Here is a 17,655-nt window from a genome sequence, read left to right as displayed (position 1 = left end):
GCGGCGGTCCCCGCCCCCGCACCGCGTACGGGAGCCCCCGGGCCTCAGGAGCCGCTCCCGCCCGGCTCCAGCCCGCGGAGCCGGCCGTCCAGCTCACTGCTGTAGAAGTCCAGGAACCCGTCGGGGTCCGGGCCGGCGTTCATCAGCACCAGCCGGTCGAAGCCGGCGTCGGCGAACTGCCGCGCCGTCTCCACGTACCGCTCCGGATCGGAGCCGCAGGCGAAGTGCTCCAGCATGTCCTCCTCGCGGACGGTGGTGGTGGCCGCCGCGAAGTTGACCGGGTTGGGCAGTTCGCTCATCACCTTCCAGCCGGTCACCGCCCACCGGGTGGTCTCCAGGGCGGCCCGCGCCGCGGTGCGCTCGTCGGGGGCCCAGGCGGTGGGCACCTCGGCGTACCCGGGCCCGGTGCCGCCGGCCTCCCGGTAGTGCCGCACGATCTCCGGCTTCGCCTCGGTGGCGAACAGCCCGTCGCCCAGTTCGGCCGCGATCCGGGCCGAGGGCGGGCCGCTGGCGGCCACCGCGATCAGGGGCGGCTCGTCGGGGAGGTCGAAGACCCTGGCGTCCTCCAGCCGCAGGTGCTTCCCCTCGTAGGAGCGGTAGCCGCCGCGCCACAGCAGCCGGATGATCTCCAGCGCCTCGCGGAGCATCTCGTGGCGCAGGCGCACGTCGGGGAAACCGCGGCCGACGACGTGCTCGTTGAGCCGCTCACCGGATCCGACGCCCAGCACGAACCGCCCGTCGGAGACCAGGGCGAGCGTCGCCGCGGCCTGGGCGATGACCGCCGGGTGGTAGCGCACGGTGGGACAGGTCACGCCGGTCGCCAGCCCGATGCGCTCGGTCTTCGCCGCGATGGCGCCCAGGACCGTCCAGGCGAACGGGGAGTGGCCCTGGTTGTCCAGCCACGGGTGGTAGTGGTCGCTGATCTCCACGAAGTCGAAGCCGGCCTGCTCCGCGCGGACCGCCTGCCGGACGAGTTCGGCGGGGCCGAACGCCTCCGCCGCCAGTTTGTAGCCGATCTGCATCTGTTCCTCGCTGCCTGTTCCACTGGTCCGGCGGGATTCCCGCCACTCGCCGAGGAGTGCCCGGCGCGAGCGAGGTGAAACGGGGGCCTCCGGGCGGCGCGGGGGGCGGCCGTGGGCCGTGCGGCGGACGCCGCCCCCGCCGCGGCCCGCCGCGCCGGAGGAGCGTCACGGGCCGGGTGGGCTCACAGGTCGAACTCGTGGGGCGGCAGATCCAGCACCTGGCACGCCTCGCCGACGACCGAGCGCTCCATGAGGTCGAAGTGGCCGTCCGCGCCGCCGATGACGATGCCGACCTGGACGACGGCCCGGGCCTCGACGGGTTTCCTGCGCGCCTTGGCTATCTCCCGCAGGGCCTCGGCCCGGCCGAGGTCGAAGTCCGCGGCGAGCCGGTCCAGCCAGCCCTCGAAGCGCTCCAGCAACTCCTGGGCGGGGAAGCCGGCCAGCGCCTCGTTGTGCTCGATCAGGTAGGCGACGCGCCGCCGTTCGGCCGGTTCGATCCGGCCGTCCGCCGCCGCGACGAGGGCGCACATCGCCATGCTCGCGTCACGGAAGGCACCGCCCCGCAGTTCGTTCCTCCGCTCCTCCAGTTGCGCCTGCATCGTCTGCGCGGATTCCTTGAGGCGGTCCCACAGGGCCATGAGCACACTCCGTACGTCGCCGGGTCCGGACGCGCACCGCCGTCCGGTGCGTCCTGGTGACGGGGCGACACCAGCCGGACGCGGCCGTCCCGCGCCTCGCTCCGCCCCCTCAGAAGGATAGGAGCCGATCACCGCCCGCGGTGACCTCCCCGCTCCGGGCGGGAGGGGTCGCGGCGCTCACCCGCCCGGCGGAACGGCCGCCCCCGGTACCGCGAACGGTGAGGATCCCCGTCGCGTGGGCGGAACCAGCCCAGCACCGGCACCGCTTGGCGGAACAGGCCCAATGCCCGCGATCCATACGGGGCGCCGGCCCGCTGTCGGTGGGCGGTCGGCAGGCGGGTGAGGGCGGCCACCGCCGGGCGGGGGCATCGAGCATGGCAACTCGGGGAACCAACGTGAGGCCTCTGGTTCCCGCGGACCGGTCCCTGCGGCGAGACCCCGCCCTGCCGGGACCTTACGTCCGCCCACCGCCGGGACGAGGCTGCCCGGCCCATCCCGACACCAAGGCCTCGTCCGGCTTCACGTGGATCTTTTCACCGAGAAAACCCCGCTCACCACATCCGTAAGCCGGGTTCGGCTGCCGACCCCTCACCGTGCACGTCAAGGCGGCGATGATTCACCCGTATGGACTAAGAAATATGACCTGGACAGGCGAAAAGCCACACGACTGCGGAGGCTGGTGGTGAGCAGGAACGACGTCTGCCCGGCACTCGGCCGGGCAAGTGCAAAGGATCTCTCATGGCAATCCAGATCACGGAGTTGAGCCCCCAGACTCTGGAAACGGACGCATGGGTCTACCTCACGGTACGAAGCACCGAAGGCAAAGCGCTGACCGTGACCGGGGGGATACACGGGAAGGGCGAGGCCGTAGCCGCCGTCCAATGGTCTTGGAGGGACGACGTCCCGTACCAGCTGTGGCAAGTGCAGTGGGTGGACAACGAGTACTACAAATTGGTCGCAAAATACAGCGGCAAGGTCCTGACGGTGGCAGAAGCTTCCACCGATGACGGCGCGGCAGTCGTTCAGGCGAGCTGGCGCGGCGGCGACAACCAACTGTGGCGCTCCACACCCCTGCAGACCGGGGGCCTCATGCTGACGGCCAAGCACAGCGGCAAGGTGCTGGACGTGAACGGCGACTCGATGGGTGACGGCGCGGCGCTCATTCAGTGGCCTGCGAAATCGCAGCCCAACCAGACGTGGCACATGTGGCAGCCCTGAGAAGCCGTGGTCCCGCTGACGGGACTGGGGAACCGGCACCCGAGCGTCGTGGTGCGCAGGGTGCGCGCTCCGGAGCCCGTCCGGGCGATCCCCGCGGCGACCCGGCGCCCCGGAACGGCCGGCCGGCCATTCCGGGAAGGGCGGGTGTGAGCCGCGGATCGCCGGGCATGCGGAGGGTACGGCCGCGCCAGCGATGTCCCTCCCCCTCGTCGTCGGCGCGGCCTTCGTGCCGCCCCGGGCCCTTCCTCCCCGGAAGGGGAGCTGACGGCGGCTCACCCCGGGCGCACACGTCTCGCCGGCCCCCGGTCGCCTCCCGGACGACAGCCCCCGATCGGGCAATTGGCGCAGCTGCTCGCGCGCCTGCGCCCCGGAGCCGCCCCCGTGGTCGGCGTGGCGCCGCGCCGGGGCACTGCGTCCGCGCGCTCCCGCGTGCCGTGAGCGGCCCACGGCACACGGCGGCCGCCCGCCCCCACCACCGGGACGGGCGGCCGCCGGGAGCATTGCAGCAATGAACCGGTTTAGCGTCAACCCTTCCGGCCCGGCCCGCATCCGGCCGATGAGTTCCGGCTCCCCGGCCGGTCCACCCGTCGAAAGCACCTTTGGGAACCACCCTCCGGGAGAACGCCATGCGGATGCGGAAGATCACCACCTGCCTGTGGTTCGACGGCCGGGCCGAGGAGGCCGCCGAGTACTACACCTCCCTGTTCCCGGACTCCCGGATCACCGGCGTCCAGCGCCACACCGAGGCCGGCCCCGGGGAGCCGGGATCGGTCCTGCTGGTCACCTTCGAACTGGCCGGGCAGCAGTTCAGCGCGCTCAACGGCGGCCCGGAGTTCACCTTCTCCGAGGCGATCTCGCTCTCGGTGGACTGCGCCGACCAGGCCGAGGTGGACGAGCTGTGGGCCAAGCTCACCGACGGCGGCGAGGAGAGCCAGTGCGGCTGGCTCAAGGACCGGTACGGCCTGTCCTGGCAGATCGTCCCGCACGAGCTGCCGGAACTGCTGAACGACGCCGACCCGGCGGCCGCCGCCCGGGTCATGAAGGCCCTGTTCGGAATGCGCAGGATCGACGTCCGGGCCCTGCGGGAGGCCGCGGGCCGGTGAGACCGCCCGGGGCGGCGCCGCGCGGCCGCGTCACCGGCCCGCGGGCCGCCGCCCCGGCATCGAGGGCCCCAGCTCCCGCAGGACCTCCTCGAGCTGGCCGAAGCTGATCGGCGGTGCGGGGAGCGGCCGGGCGGCCTCGGCCCGCAGGCCGTCCAGCAGCAGCGCCAGGAACCGGCGCCAGGAACCGGGCACGACGGCGGCGGAGGCCGGTACCGCCCGGCCCAGCGCGGCCAGGGCGAACAGCAGGTCCTCGGCGGTGACGTCCGGCCGCACCGTGCCGCGCTCCTGGGCGCGGCGGACCAGGATGCCGACGGTCTCGCGGTTGTGGGCGCGCAGCTCCTCCAGGGACGGCGCCCCCTCCACCCCCGTGGTCATCAGGTCGTTGGCGCCCCGGTCGGCGGCCAGCCCCTCGAAGACCAGCTCCAGATAGGACGTCAGGCCCTCCCACGGGTCCTCGCTGCGCCGCGCCTCCTCGCCCGCCCGCCGCGTCCCGGCCAGCGTGTCGCGGAAGACCGCCTCGACGAGGGCGCCGCGCGTCGGGAAGTGCCGGTAGAGGGTGGCGTTGCCCACGCCGGCCCGGCGGGCGATGTCGTCCAGGGGGGCGTCGACGCCCTGCTCCGCGTAGACCGCGCGGGCGGCCGCGATCAGCGACTCGCGGTTGCGCCGCGCGTCCCGCCGCAGCGGCACGTCCCCGCCGCCTCCACCGCGCGCTCCGCCGCCTCCACCGGTTCCCACGCCCGGCACCCTAACAGGCTCCCCGGAGCGCCCCGGTCCGGAACTCCCGGCGCGCGGGGGCCGTCCGGCGCGCCGGGTGCTCCCGGTGCTACGGTCGCCCTCCAAGGAAGCGGGGAGTATTCCCCGTTTCCTTGGGGCGCCCCGACCCGACCGAACCGCAGGAGGAGCACCGTGACCACACCCGCCTTCGACCGACTCTCCCCGCCCGGCACGGACTACGCCGCCGACCCCCACACCGTCCACGCGCTGCTGCGCGAGCGGGGGCCGGTCCACCGCCTGCCCGCCACCGACGGAGGGACCGTCTGGGCCGTCGTCGGCCACGAGGCCGTCCGGACGGCCCTGACCGACCCCCGGCTGAGCAACGACGTGCGCCACAGCGCCGACCGGGAGGACGACGGCGGCCACGCCGTCGGACGCTCCATGCTCCAGACCGACCCGCCCCGGCACACCCGGCTGCGCGGCCTGGTCGCCCGGGAGTTCACCGGACGCCGGGTGGCCGCCCTGCGGCCCCGCGTCCGGCGGACCGCCGACGACCTGCTGGACGCCGTGCTGCCACTGGGCCGCACCGACCTGGTCGCCTCCTACGCCGCACCCCTGCCCGTGGCCGTCATCTGCGAACTCCTGGGCGTCCCCGAATCCGACCGCGGAACCTTCCACCACTGGTCGGACACCGTCGTCCGCCCCGGCGACCGGCAGGCCGCCGACGCCGCCTCGCAGGCCATGGCCGAGTACCTCGCCGCGCTCGTCGAGCACAAGCGCCGCACCCCGGGCGACGACCTCCTCGGCGCCCTGGTCCGCGCCACCGGCCCCGGAGAGGACGCGCTCACCCCGGAGGAACTGCTCGGCATGGCCTTCCTGCTGCTCGTGGCCGGGCACGAGACCACCGTCAACCTCATCTCCGGAGCCGTCTGCGCCCTGCTGCTCCACCCCGACCAGCTCGCCGCGCTCCGCGCCGACCCCTCCCTCCTCGACGGCGCCGTCGAGGAGGCGCTCCGGTACGACGGCCCCGTCCTCACCTCGGCCTGCCGCTTCACGGCCGAACCCGTGGAGATCGCGGGCACCGCCGTCCCCGCCGGGGAGACGGTGGTCGCCGTCCTGGCCTCCGCCTCCCGCGACCCCCGCCGCTTCCCCGGCCCCGACCGCTTCGACGTCCGCCGCGACGCCCGCGGACACGCGGCCTTCGGCCACGGCGTCCACCACTGCCTGGGCGCACCGCTGGCCCGCATGGAGGCCGCCGTCGCCCTGGAGACCCTGCTGCGGCGCTGCCCCGACCTCGAACTCGACGCGGAACCGGACGAGTTGGTGTGGCACGCCGGGATGCTGCGCGGTCTGCGCCACCTCCCGGTGCGCTACACCCCGCACCCGGCCCCGGACGCCTGAGGGGACCGCCGCCCGGCCCCCTCAGGGCCGGGCGGCGGTCCAGGCCCGGCGCAACTGCTCGAAGCGGGTGGGCAGCGGGGGCCGCCTGCCGGCGTGGGCGGCGTTGGTGCGGTACACGAACCGGCGCCAGGACAGCACCAGTCCCTGCCGGGTGATGGGCAGCCCCGCCGCGACGGTGACCCCGTTGTCGTGCGTGTGGTGCACCGTCAGCAGCAGCGCCTCGGGCGGCGACCCCTCCAGTTCCGCGCACAGGTCGGCGCGGACGTCCATCCAGCGGCGCAGCACCGAGACGGTGCCCGCGTCCAGCCCGTGCCGGCGGAGCGTGCGGTGTTTGCCGTGCTCCACGTCCACCCACCGGGCCCCCAGGTCCAGCGACCGCACCGTGCAGCGCAGCAGGTCCCCGTAGCGGGCACCGGTGGCCCGGGCCAGTCCCGCCACCACCGCCAGCCGCACCGTCTCCGGCTTGGCCCCCTCCTCCATCGCCTGCGAGGCCAGCGTCCGCCACACCCATTCGGCCTCCTCCGGTGAGACGGTCGGCCTCGGGTACCGCTTCCCGTCACCGGGCCCGCCCGCCCCGTCCGCCGGCGCCGCCGCTTTGCCCACCGGTACCGCTCCGTCCGCCGCCATCCTCGCCGCCGTCTCCGCCCGTCCGCCGATTGCCGTTGCTTGGCACATTATTTATCGACCGCGCCGCTGTCCACCCCCGCACGCCCGGGTGGGCCCGACCGGTGCGGCCGCAGTGGTCCGTGACGCGGTTCAGCCGCCGGGCACCAGCACCGCCCGGCCCTCGATCCGGCCGTCGCGCAGGCGCTGGTAGACCTCCAGGGCCTCCTCCAGGGGGTGGGTCTCCACGTGCGGGCGGATCCGGCCGGCGCGGGCCAGGGCGACGACCTCGGCGAGCTCGCCCCGGCTGCCCCAGTAGGGGATCGACACCGACGCCTCGAAGGGGACGGTGCCGGAGGCCACGGGCAGGGTGCCGCCCGCCAGGCCGACCACGGTGACGTCGGACTCCACGGCGGCGCACGCGGCGGCGGTGGCCATCGTGGCGTCGGCGCCGACGCAGTCCAGCACCAAGGCGGCGCCCAGGCCGCCGGTGATCGCGCGGATCCGCTCGGCGGCGCCCTCGCCCGCGGGTACGCAGTGGTCGGCGCCCGCTCCGGCGGCCAGGTCCAGTTTGTCCTCGGCGACGTCGACGGCGACGACGTCGGCCGGGGAGAGCGCCTTGAGCAGTTGGACGGCCAGGTGGCCCAGGCCGCCGACCCCGATGACGACCGCCGCCGTGCCGGGAACGAGCCGGTGCAGGGAGCGTTTGACGGCGTGGTACGGGGTCAGCGCGGCGTCCGTCAGCGGGGCGGCGGTGCGCGGGTCGAGGTCCCCGAGCGGGACCAGCAGCCGGGGCGAGGGGACGAGCATGTAGGGGGCCATGCCGCCGTCCGCGCCCAGTCCGCCCCCGGCGGCCCTCAGTTCGGCGGCGCGCCGGCAGTAGTTCTCCGCGCCGCGGGCGCAGGCGGGGCAGATCCCGCAGCCCCAGGGGCCGTAGACCAGTACCGCGTCGCCTTCGCGCAGCCCGGCGCTCCGGGTGCCGGGGCCGAGGGTGCGCACCCGCCCGGCGGTCTCGTGGCCCAGGGTGAAGGGGAGGTCGTAGGGCAGCGCCCCGGCGGGCCACTCCATGACATGGAGGTCGGAGTGGCACACGCCCGCTCCGGCGACCTCGATCAGCACCTCTCCGGGGCCCGGCTCCGGCACCGGCACCCGGACCACCTCGGGGGGCCGCTGCCACGCCGTCATCCGTACCGCCGTCATCCGGTCCATCCGCTTCTCCCGTCCCTCTCCCCCCTGGGCGCCCGTCCGGCGTCCGCGTCCGCTTCCGCGGTACCCCTCGCGGGGGATGCGACACCGCCGGCCGGTGGGGGCGGGGGGCGGGTGCCCCGGCCGCGCGGGCGCGAGGCCGGTCCCGGTCCCGGTTGCGGTTCCGGTCAGGGGCGCACGACGGTCAGTCCGGCCCGTTCGGCGTTGCGGAAGGAGTCGTCGACGGCGACCACCTCCCGGCCGGCCGCGTCCAGCATCGAGGCGGCGGTGGCGGCCCGCATCCCGCCGGCGCAGTGCACCCACACCACACCGTCGGGCACCTCGCCGAGGCGGTCGTGGAGGCGGTGGAGCGGGATGTGCACCGAGCCGTCGACGTGGCCCCGGGCCCGTTCGGTGTCGCGGCGCACGTCGAGCAGCACCGCCCGGCCGCCGCGTCCGAGCGCGCCGGCCAGGTCGGCGAAGGTCCCCCGGGGGTAGGAGCGGTACTCCGCGCCCGCGCCGGTCCAGTCGGCGGGCCCGCCGGTGGCGGCCGCGGCGGGCCGGTCGATGCCGACCCGGGCCAGCTCCCGCTGGGCGCCGGCGAGCTGCCCGGGGCTCTCGGCCAGCAGGGTGACCGGCTTGCCCCACGGGATCAGCCAGGCCAGGTGGACGGCGAGCCTGCCGTCGGCCTCGAAGTTGAACGCCCCGGCGACGTGGCCCTCGGCGAACGCCACGCGGTCGCGCAGGTCGACCACCCACTCCCCCGCCGCGAGCCGGGCGGCTATCTCCGCGGCGTCCGCGCGCCGGGGCGGGGTGAGGTCGACCGGCGCGGGGCCGGCGGCGTTGACCGGCTGCATGTGGACGTAGTAGGCGGGGACGTCGTCCAGGCCGGCGAGCAGGTCGGCGACGAAGGCGTCCGCGTCCTTGAGCAGCGCGTCGTTGGCGGTGCGTTCCTTGCCGATGGTGGTGGCGTCGCCCTCGGACGGGGCGGAGGAGCAGAAGCTGCCGAACCCGTGGGTGGGCAGGACGGGCACCTCGTCGTCCAGCTCCTCGGCCAGCCGGTGGGCGGAGGCGTGCTGGGCGCGGGCCAGCTCGCGGGTGAGCCGGGGATCGACCAGGTCCGGCCGGCCCACCGTGCCGATCAGGAGGGAGCCGCCGGTGAAGACCGCCACCGCGCGCCCGTCCTCCTCCAGGACGTAGGAGGTGTGGTGGGGGGTGTGGCCGGGAGTGGCCAGCGCGCGCAGGACCAGTCCGCCGTCGACCTCCAGCCGGTCGCCGTCGGCCACCGGGGTGCGGGGGAGGGAGACCCGGGCGCCGGCGGGCACCAGGTACTCCGCACCGGTCAGCCGGGCCAGTTCGGGGCCGCCGGTGACGTAATCGTTGTGCACGTGGGTCTCGGCCACCAGGGCGATCCGCACCCCGCGCCGGGCGGCCGGGGCGAGCAGCCGGTCGACGTCCCGCGGCGGGTCCACGGCGACCGCGGTGGACCGGCCGCCGGCCAGGTAACCGCGGTTGCCCAGCCCCGGGGTCTCCACGGTGTCGACGAAGAACACGGTGCCGCTCCCTCCCGGACGGGGCTCCGGGGCCGCCCTCCCCGGCCCTCCCCCGGCGGGTACCCGCCGGGGGGAGCGGAAACGGGGCGGTCGGCGCGGGGCGGGGCGGGGGCGCACGCCGCCCGCGTTCCGCGCCGGCCCGCCCCGCGGCCCGTCAGGACCGCGCGGGGTCGGGCAGCACGCACACCACTCCCGCGTACGGCAGCGGTTCGGCGGCCGGGGACAGGGTGCCGCTCGCCGGGTCCCGGCGCAGGACGGTGACCGTGCCGGAGTCCTGGTTGGCGGCGTACAGCAGCCGCTGGTCCGGGTCGAGTGCGAGGTGGCGCGGCGACCGGCCGCCGCAGGGGTGGTGGGAGACGGGCCGCAGCCGGGTCGCGTCGAGCGGGTCGACGGCGAGGACGGCGATCAGGTCGTGGCCGCGGTTGGAGGCGTACACGAACCTGCCGTCCGCGGAGACCAGCACCTCGGCGGCGGTGGTGCCCTCCGCCCCGGTGCCCTCCGGCAGGACGGGGACGGTGGCGGTGGGGGTGAGGGTGCCGCGGTCCGGGTCGTAGGCGCAGGCGGTGAGGGTGGAGTCCAGCTCCCCCAGCACGTAGGCGGCGCGGCCGGAGGGGTGCAGGGCCAGGTGGCGGGGGCCGGAACCGGGCGGCATGGGCACCCGGGTGCCCTCGTCCAGGCGCCCGCGCCGGGGGTCGAAGCGGTGGACGTGGACGGAGTCGGTGCCCAGGTCGGCGGTCAGCAGCCGCCGCCCCGCGGGGTCGGGCAGCACCATGTGGGCGTGGGGGCCCTCCTGCCGGCCGGGGTGGGGCCCGGAGCCGGTGTACCGCACCACCTGGGCGACCCCCGCCGGGGCGCCGTCGGGCCGCAGCGCCACCACGGCCACGGTGCCGGAGGTGTAGTTGGCGGTGAACAGGTGGCGCCCGCCGGGGTGGAGGGCGAGGTGGCAGGGGTGGGCGCCGCCGCTGGGCGCCTCTCCCAGGGGGCGGCGGACGGTGCCGTCCGGGGCGAGGGCGAAGGCGGACACCCGGCCGTCGGCCGTCTCGTTGACGGCGTACAGGACGCGGCCGGTCGCCGACAGGGCCAGGAAGGAGGGGTCCGCGGCGGGGGTCACCCCCTCCACGCGGAGGGCTCCGGTGAGCGGGTCGGCGCTCGCCGCGCCGATGCCGTGGGCGGTGTCGCCGCCGGTGTAGGCGCCCAGGTGGTACCGCGGCCGGCGGCCGCCCGGGAGGGGCCGGGCCGCGGCGGCCGGAGCGGCCGCCAGTCCTCCGGCCGCGGCGCCGAGCAGGGTGAGGGCCGTGCGGCGGTTCGGGTGCCGCGGGTGGTCCGTCATGGGTCCTCCAGGGGGGTGGGAGCGGTTCCAGACGCTACCCGCACAGGATCACCGCCTCCGGTGGAACGGGGAAGGGGGCGGTGCCCGCCCCGCACAGGAGGGCGGCTGCGGCATCTGGCGGTGCGGGGCGTGGTGCCCTAGGGTGCCCGGCGACCCATGGGAGCGCTCCCATTCCGGGTGTGCGCCCCTCCCGACGTCCCGACGGAGACCTCCGATGCGCCTGCTCCCCCGCACCGCCCGACGGCTTCCCCGCCTGCTCGGCGCCCTCGCCCTGGCCGCGGCCACGGCCGTGGCCGCCACCGGCGGCGCCCCCTCCTCACCCGACCGCCACCCCGGCCACGGCGGACCCCCGCGCGGCGGCTGCCCGAGCGGCGCCGCCCTGCTGTTCTGCGAGGACTTCGAGGACCTGCCGCGCGGGGCGGGCACCAGTCTGGACTGGGGAGTGGACACCCGGCACGGGGCGCTGGCCGTCGAGGACGAGCGCGGGCCCCGCGGGAAGCGCGAGCACCGGCGGAACCGGGTGCTGCACCTGCGCACCGAGGGCAACGGGCACGCCTTCTTGGAGGTGGACGACTTCCGCGCGCCCGGCAACGGCTTCTTCGGGCGGATGCGGGTCCGCGTCGACGCCTTCCCCACCGCCCCGGACTGGGCCCACTTCACGCTGGTGGAGGCCACCGGCCGCGGTGACGGCAGTGTGGTGCGGCCGATCGGCGGCCAGTACGTGCCGACCGTGGGCGGCGGCACCCCGCTGTGGGGCGTCGGCTCCGACGGCGGCCCGACGGGCGACTGGACCGACTGGCACGCCTCCGCCCCCGCCCGGGCTGGCGAGTGGACGTGCCTGGAGTGGGAGGCGGACGCGGACGACAACCGCGTCTCGGTGTGGATCGACGGCGAGCACAAGCCCGAGCTGACCGTCACCACCACCCGGCACGGCGGCAACCCCGTCGACTTCGTCCTGCCCGAGTTCGACACCGTCCGCATCGGCTGGCAGCTCTACCAGGGCGACCCGGTCCCCGGCTCCTACGACCTGCTCCTGGACGACCTGGCCCTGTCCGCCGAGCGCGTCGGCTGCGGCCGCTGAGCACCGCGCTCCCCGGGGGGATCCCGGGGAGCGGGCCGGGGACCTGCGGCGCGCCCGCCGCGGCCGGTTCCGGCCGGACGGCACGCCGCCGGGCGCCCCGCGGCGGGGCGCCCGGCGGACCGGTGGTGCGGTGGTGCTCCGCGGACGGCCGGCGGGTCAGCGGGCCAGGCGGTGGGCCTCCGCCAGGTGGCGCACCGCCGCCGCGTACGCGCCGGACGCCAGGGCGTGGTCGGCGTCCGCGGTGCGGGCCGCGGCCCGCTCCGGTGCGTCGCCGCCCGCCCTCACCAGGGCGCCCTGGGCGATGTCACGGGCGACGGAGACCAGGTCGTCGGCCGGGAGGTAGAGGTCGCCCCCGGCCCGCTCCAGCTTCCCGGCCGCCTTGCCCAGCGCCCCGAGCACCGCGTCCGCGTCGCGCACCGTGCCGTCGGCGCGCCAGTGGGAGCGCTTGAGGGCGTGGTGCAGATGGGCGGCTGCCGCGCGGGCCGCGCCGTCGCGGCGCCGCTCCAGCAGTTCGTCGCGGACGTCCGCCAGGCGGTCGCGGGCGTTGTCGGTGCGCAGGCCCCAGCCGTAGGGGAAGAGCGGGGCGTACTGCTCGTCGCCGACGTTGACCGGCACCTGCCCGGCCGAGCGCGGCCAGCTCACCGGCAGCCGTCCGGTGAAGGGGCGCTCGCCGAAGAGGGTGTCGGCGACGCCCTCGCCCTGGCTGCCCGGCAGCCAGGAGGCCACCAGGGCGTCGATGTCGCCGAGCTGGTCGGTGACGATCTGCGGGCGGCCGGAGACGATCAGCACCGCGCAGTCCATGGCGCCGCAGACGGTGTCGATCGCCTTCCGGTCGGCCTCGGACAGCTCCAGGTCGTGGCCGTTGCCGACGTCGCCGACGCCCTCGGCGTACGGGGTCTCGCCGACCACGACGACTCCCACCTCGTGGCCGCCGGTGGGCGCGGAGGCGTCCTCGCTGAAGGTGACCTCGGCGTCGGGCGCGACCTCGCGGAGACCCTCCAGGATCGTGGTGCCCTCGGTGATGTCACCGGGGGTGCCCTGCCAGGTGATGGTCCAGCCGCCCGCCTGGTTGCCCAGGTCGTCGGCGTTGGAGCCGGCGACGTAGAGCTTCTCGTCGCCCTTCAGGGGCAGCAGGCCCCCCTCGTTCTTCAGCAGCACCTGGGAGTCGGCGGCGGCCTCGCGGGCGAGCCCGCGGTGCTTCGCGGAGCCGACGTCGTCCAGGTGGGTGCGGTCGGCGTAGGGCTTCTCGAACAGGCCCAGCTGGAACTTCTTGGTCAGGATGCGGGTGACCGCGTCGTCGATCCGGGACATCGGGACCGCGCCGGAGTCGACCTGCTCCCTCAGGGTGGAGGTGAACGCCTTGTAGTCGTACGGAACCATGATCATGTCCAGGCCGGCGTTGACCGAGGTCCGCACGTCGGAGGCGTAGTCGCCGGGGATCTGGTCGATGGCCTGCCAGTCGCTGATCACGAAGCCGTCGAAGCCGAGCTCGCCCTTGAGGACGTCGGTGATCAGGTCGGCGTGGGCGTGCATCTTGACCGGGCCCTCGTCGTCGCCGAGGAAGTCGACGCTGGAGAAGGAGGGCATCACGGTGCCGACGCCCTCGTCCACCGCCTCGACGAACGGGGCGATGTGGACGGCCTCCAGCTCCTGCCGCGTCGTGCGGGTGACGCCCTGGTCGATGGTGTAGGTGCCGGTGGTGGAGGAGCCGAACTCGGTGCCGCCGTCGCCGACGTAGTGCTTGGCGGTGGCCAGCACCCGGTCGGCGTCCTTCAGGTCCCGGCCGTCGGCGTGCCCCTGGTGGCCCTCGACGGCCGTGGCGAGCCGGGTGACCAGCGCCGGGTCCTCGCTGTACGCCTCGTACGCCCGGCCCCAGCGCTCGTCGCGGCTGACGCACAGGCAGGGGCTGAAGTTCCACGGGATGCCGGTGGCGCGGACCTCGGTGGCGGTGACGTGCGCCGTGTCCCTCACCAGCTCCGGGTCGCGGGCGGCGCCGAGGCCGGTGTTGTGCGGGAAGATCGTGGCGCCGACCACGTTGTTGTGGCCGTGGACGGCGTCGACGCCGTAGATCAGCGGGATCTGGAGCCGGGTCTGCCGGGCGCGCAGCTGGAAGCCGTCGACCATGTCGGCCCACGCCTCGGGGGTGTTGGGCGCCGGGTTGGAGCCGCCGCCGGAGAGCAGGGAGCCCAGTTCGTAGCCGGCGATGTCGTCCTGGGCCTCCAGCGCACCGCGCTCGGCCTGGGTCATCTGGCCGATCTTCTCGTCCAGGGTCATCCGGGACAGCAGGTCCTCGACCCGCTTCCCCACCGGGAGCCGGGGGTCGAGGTACGGCAGGCCGTGCGCGTCGATGACGACGGTCGGCAGGTCGTCGGGGACGCGGGCGCCGTCGGCGGAGAGGGTGAGGGGGATGGTCTTGGCGGTGGCGGCCCCGGCACTGCGCCTGGTCGGGACGGCGAAGGTCTTCACCGTGCCCGAGGGGGTGCCCGCGGGGAACGTGAGGGTGCCCTCGACGGGGGTGTAGTCCCGGCCGGGGCGCGCGGTGCCCTCGCCGGTGCCGTAGGTGACGGTGACGGGTTCGGCCAGCGGCGCGTCCCCGGTGGTGCCCACCGAGACCTTCACGGTGGCGGTTCCGCCGTGGTCCACGGTGTAGACGGGGCTGTCGGTGGCGACGCGGGCCCGCACCCCGCCCACGCCGTACAGCTCGACCTGGTCGAACTCCAGGGTGCCGGCGGCGGCGGGCAGGTTGACGGCGTAGCCCCACATGCCGGTCAGTTCCAGTACGCCGTCGGCGGGGGCGCCGGCGGGCTGGTAGTCGGGGCGGCGGACGAAGTCCTCGAAGGGGGTGCGGACCTGCTTCCAGCCGTCGGTGTCGTCGGTGAAGTACCCGGCCCACAGCTCGGCCTGCCCGGCGTTCGGGCCGCCGTCCTTGACCTCGAACTGGACGCGCTGCCCGCTCCCGGTGCCCTTCACCCAGAAGGAGAGGCCCGCAAAGCCGCTCCAGTCCTCGGCGGCGGTCAGGGAGTGGTCGAAGCCGCCCCAGGCGGAGATGCCGTACTCCACGCGCATCGCCTGGTTGAAGGCGTTCGCCCCGGGGCGGGCCTCGGCGGCGACCTGGCTGATCTTCGGGGTGTCCCCGGCGTTGCTGCCGTAGGTGCCGATCGGCCCGGGGAAGGCCCCGTCGAAGTCGTCGACGGTGCGGGTGGGGTCGGCGGCCGCCGCGGTGGGGGTCAGCCCGGTGGCGAGGAGGGCGAGGAGGGCGCCGAGCGTTCCCAGCGCCGTCCGTGCCCGTCGGCGTCTGTGGTCGGGTCTTCCGTGCATCAGCTGTCCCATGGCGGCTCCCGTCGGACACGGATCGCTTGTTCAGTAGGTGAACGCACGGAGGTGCTACGGCACTGTCATGCGCACGGCGCCGATCCTGTATCCGGCCCGGTGCACCGTCAACCCCCTTGATCAGTACATTTCTTGGAAGGACGCGGCGTGGCGCCGCCGTCCGGGCGCGGAAATGAGAGCGCTCTCGGCGCCGTCGCAGGTGAGCGGCCCGGAGGGAGGCGTCCGGCCGGGGGCCCGCCGTGCGGCAGGACCCCGGCCGGACGCCCCGCGGCGCGCGGCGGACGGCCGCGGTCACTCCTGCGGGTAGCGGACCCCGATGCGCTCCCGGGCGGCGTCCAGGGTCGCCATCACCGCGAGCGTCCCGTCCAGCGGCACCAGCGGGGACTCGGTCTCCTTCTCCCGCAGGCAGCGCATCACCTCGGCCGCCTCGGGCCCGTACCCCGCGCCGCCGGGCGCCTCCGGCACCCGGACCTCCTCCGCCTCGCGCCCCTCGCGGTGCAGCACGAAGGAGTGGGGCATGAAGAAGCCGTGGGGCAGTTCGATGCGCCCCCGGGTGCCGCTGACGGCCGCCACGGTGGGGCTGGCCGCGGCGATGGAGCACGACAGGGTGGCGACGGCGCCGCTGTCGTAGCCGAGCAGCACGCCGGTGGTCTCGTCCACGCCCTCGGGCGTCAGATGGGCCCACGCCGCGACCGAGGCGGGCTCGCCCAGGACCAGGTGCGCGAACGACACCGGGTAGACCCCCAGGTCCAGCAGGGCGCCGCCGCCCAGCCGGGGGTCGCGCAGCCGGTGCGAGGCGTCGACGGGCGCGACGATGCCGAAGTCCGCGTGGACCGAGCGGACCTCGCCGATCTCCCCGGCGGCGACGATGTCGAGCATGCGCCGGACCACCGGGTTGCAGTAGGTCCACATGGCCTCCATCAGGAAGACGCCCTTGCGGCGGGCCAGGCCGACCAGTTCCCGCGCCTGCGCCAGGTTGAGCGTGAGCGGCTTCTCGCACAGCACCGCCTTGCCCGCCTCCAGGCACACGCGGGCGGCTTCCAGGTGGGCCGAGTGGGGCGTGGCGACGTAGACGACGTCGACGTCCGGGTCGGCGGCCAGCTCCGCCCAGCTCCCGTACGCGCGGGGGGCGCCGTGCTCGTCGGCGAACCGGCGGGCGGAGGCCTCGGAGCGGGAGCCCACCGCCGCGAGTTCGGCGCCGGGCACCCCGGCCAGGTCCCGCGCGAAGGCCCCGGCTATCCCGCCGGTGGCGAGGATGCCCCATCTGATGGTGTCGTCCCTGCGTGTCATGCGCTCCCCCACTCCTCGGGTGTCGTCGGCGTGCCGCGCTCACCCTACGGTGGGCGCGCCGCCGTGCCGAGTGCCGTCCCCCCGCCGTCCCGCCGGTTCCGGTTTCCGGCACGGCCCTTGCCGCCGGACCCCCGCTGTGTCATATATGTCTGGACCAATCGCCGCCATCCGGGAGCTCGCCTTGGTACGGACCCCCACGACCGCCGCGGCGGCCGTGCTGCTCGCCCTCTGCCTGCCGCTGGCGGGCTGCCTCCCGGGCGGCGGTGACGACCGGGCGCCCACCGCGCCGACCGGGGTGACCGCCCAGGCCGGCAGCGCCACCTCCGTGCACGTGATGTGGAACGGATCCACCGACGACACCGGGGTGGCCGGCTACGAGGTCCTGCGCTCCGGCGAGAAGGCGGCGGACGTCCCCGGGGACCGGCACATGGTGGACGTCGACGGACTGGAGCCGTCCACCGCCCACACCTTCACCGTCCGGGCCCGCGACGAGGCGGGCAACCTCTCGCCGCTCAGCGCCGAGGTGTCCGTCACCACCCCGGCCGCCGCCCCCGACGACCGCACCCCGCCCACCCGGCCGGAGGGGCTGCGGGGCCGCGCCGAGGGCGCCCGTGCCGCCACCTTGGACTGGGAGGCGTCGAAGGACGAGCGGGGCGTGTCCTCCTACGAGATCCACCAGGGCGGCGTCCGGATCCACAGCGTCTCCGGCGAGGAGACCCGGTCCCTGGTGACGGGGTTGCGGCCCGGTGTGCGCTACGCCTTCTCCGTCGTCGCGCGCGACGCGGCCGGCAACACCTCCCCCGCGAGCCGCACCGTGGAGCTGACCACCGCCGCGGAACCGGGCGGCGGGCCCGGCACCGCGCCCACCGGCTTCCGGGCCGCCCTCCGCACCGCCGGGGACGGCACGCACCTGGACCTGTCCTGGGTGCCGCCGGACACGGGCGGGAGGATCACCCAGTACGAGATCCACCTCGACGGGAGGCCCGCCACCACCCTCAACTGGAGCACGGGGGCCTCCGAGGACCCCGGGCGGAGGGTCGAGCACAGCCTCTACCTCGGCCGGGAGCGGGACGCCTCCCACACCGTGCGGCTGCGCGCCCGGCTCCCCGACGGCACCTGGGGCGCCTTCACCGCCCTCCGGACCGTCACCGCCCGCGGGGAGTGACGGCGGGGGCGACGGCGGCGGC

At 75.7% G+C, this 17,655-nt stretch carries 14 protein-coding genes; 5 read left to right on the top strand and 9 right to left on the bottom strand.

Annotated features, from left to right (window positions below):
- Positions 1-44: 44 nt before the first annotated feature.
- Together ACFSJS_RS07545 and ACFSJS_RS07540 are read right to left on the bottom strand one after the other, a co-directional pair.
- Positions 45-1,022, bottom strand: a complete 978-nt coding sequence (locus ACFSJS_RS07545) for a TIGR03557 family F420-dependent LLM class oxidoreductase (protein ID WP_380898120.1) — start codon at positions 1,020-1,022, stop codon at positions 45-47.
- Positions 1,023-1,204: 182 nt separating this feature from the next.
- The gene (locus tag ACFSJS_RS07540) at positions 1,205-1,660 is read right to left on the bottom strand and encodes a tellurite resistance TerB family protein (protein WP_380898119.1); all 456 of its coding nucleotides are present in this window, start codon (positions 1,658-1,660) and stop codon (positions 1,205-1,207) included.
- Positions 1,661-2,398: 738 nt separating this feature from the next.
- On the opposite strand from ACFSJS_RS07540, the gene ACFSJS_RS07535 reads away from it, so the two are divergent.
- Both ACFSJS_RS07535 and ACFSJS_RS07530 read left to right on the top strand, forming a co-directional pair.
- Positions 2,399-2,878 (top strand): RICIN domain-containing protein, encoded by a 480-nt coding sequence (locus ACFSJS_RS07535; RefSeq protein ID WP_380898117.1) that lies wholly within the window; start codon positions 2,399-2,401, stop codon positions 2,876-2,878.
- Positions 2,879-3,510: 632 nt separating this feature from the next.
- The gene (locus ACFSJS_RS07530) at positions 3,511-3,981 is read left to right on the top strand and encodes a VOC family protein (RefSeq protein ID WP_380898333.1); all 471 of its coding nucleotides are present in this window, start codon (positions 3,511-3,513) and stop codon (positions 3,979-3,981) included.
- 30 nt (positions 3,982-4,011) lie between these two features.
- Here the strand turns inward: ACFSJS_RS07530 and ACFSJS_RS07525 are convergent, their stop codons facing one another.
- Positions 4,012-4,716 carry a TetR/AcrR family transcriptional regulator gene (locus tag ACFSJS_RS07525; RefSeq protein WP_380898115.1) on the bottom strand — a complete coding sequence of 235 codons (705 nt, stop codon included), beginning with the start codon at positions 4,714-4,716 and terminating at the stop codon, positions 4,012-4,014.
- Between the two features lie 171 nt (positions 4,717-4,887).
- On the opposite strand from ACFSJS_RS07525, the gene ACFSJS_RS07520 reads away from it, so the two are divergent.
- Positions 4,888-6,096 carry a cytochrome P450 family protein gene (locus tag ACFSJS_RS07520; protein WP_380898113.1) on the top strand — a complete coding sequence of 403 codons (1,209 nt, stop codon included), beginning with the start codon at positions 4,888-4,890 and terminating at the stop codon, positions 6,094-6,096.
- Positions 6,097-6,117: 21 nt separating this feature from the next.
- Here the strand turns inward: ACFSJS_RS07520 and ACFSJS_RS07515 are convergent, their stop codons facing one another.
- The 4 genes from ACFSJS_RS07515 to ACFSJS_RS07500 all read right to left on the bottom strand — a co-directional run bounded on the left by ACFSJS_RS07515 (position 6,118) and on the right by ACFSJS_RS07500 (position 10,767).
- On the bottom strand, positions 6,118-6,603 hold the full coding sequence (locus ACFSJS_RS07515; RefSeq protein ID WP_380898111.1) for a tyrosine-type recombinase/integrase: 486 nt from the start codon (positions 6,601-6,603) through the stop codon (positions 6,118-6,120).
- 249 nt (positions 6,604-6,852) lie between these two features.
- Positions 6,853-7,899, bottom strand: a complete 1,047-nt coding sequence (locus ACFSJS_RS07510) for an NAD(P)-dependent alcohol dehydrogenase (protein WP_380898331.1) — start codon at positions 7,897-7,899, stop codon at positions 6,853-6,855.
- A gap of 173 nt (positions 7,900-8,072) precedes the next feature.
- Entirely contained in the window at positions 8,073-9,437 is a 1,365-nt protein-coding gene (locus tag ACFSJS_RS07505) for a rhodanese-like domain-containing protein (protein ID WP_380898108.1), read from the bottom strand.
- Between the two features lie 154 nt (positions 9,438-9,591).
- Positions 9,592-10,767, bottom strand: a complete 1,176-nt coding sequence (locus tag ACFSJS_RS07500) for a lactonase family protein (RefSeq protein ID WP_380898106.1) — start codon at positions 10,765-10,767, stop codon at positions 9,592-9,594.
- 214 nt (positions 10,768-10,981) lie between these two features.
- Between ACFSJS_RS07500 and ACFSJS_RS07495 the strand changes: the two genes are divergently transcribed.
- Entirely contained in the window at positions 10,982-11,848 is an 867-nt protein-coding gene (locus ACFSJS_RS07495; RefSeq protein ID WP_380898104.1) for a hypothetical protein, read from the top strand.
- Between the two features lie 156 nt (positions 11,849-12,004).
- Here the strand turns inward: ACFSJS_RS07495 and ACFSJS_RS07490 are convergent, their stop codons facing one another.
- Together ACFSJS_RS07490 and ACFSJS_RS07485 are read right to left on the bottom strand one after the other, a co-directional pair.
- A complete protein-coding gene (locus ACFSJS_RS07490; protein ID WP_380898102.1) occupies positions 12,005-15,178 on the bottom strand; it encodes a glycoside hydrolase family 3 N-terminal domain-containing protein in 3,174 nt (1,057 codons plus the stop codon).
- Positions 15,179-15,469: 291 nt separating this feature from the next.
- Entirely contained in the window at positions 15,470-16,468 is a 999-nt protein-coding gene (locus tag ACFSJS_RS07485) for a Gfo/Idh/MocA family protein (RefSeq protein WP_380898100.1), read from the bottom strand.
- 145 nt (positions 16,469-16,613) lie between these two features.
- On the opposite strand from ACFSJS_RS07485, the gene ACFSJS_RS07480 reads away from it, so the two are divergent.
- Positions 16,614-17,633 (top strand): fibronectin type III domain-containing protein, encoded by a 1,020-nt coding sequence (locus ACFSJS_RS07480; RefSeq protein ID WP_380898098.1) that lies wholly within the window; start codon positions 16,614-16,616, stop codon positions 17,631-17,633.
- Positions 17,634-17,655: the final 22 nt, after the last annotated feature.

The sequence above is a fragment of the Streptomyces desertarenae genome (assembly GCF_042681365.1).
Taxonomy (GTDB): domain Bacteria; phylum Actinomycetota; class Actinomycetes; order Streptomycetales; family Streptomycetaceae; genus Streptomyces; species Streptomyces desertarenae.
The sequence above is the reverse complement of the archived record's forward strand: the minus strand, read 5'-3'. Positions and strand labels throughout refer to the sequence as shown.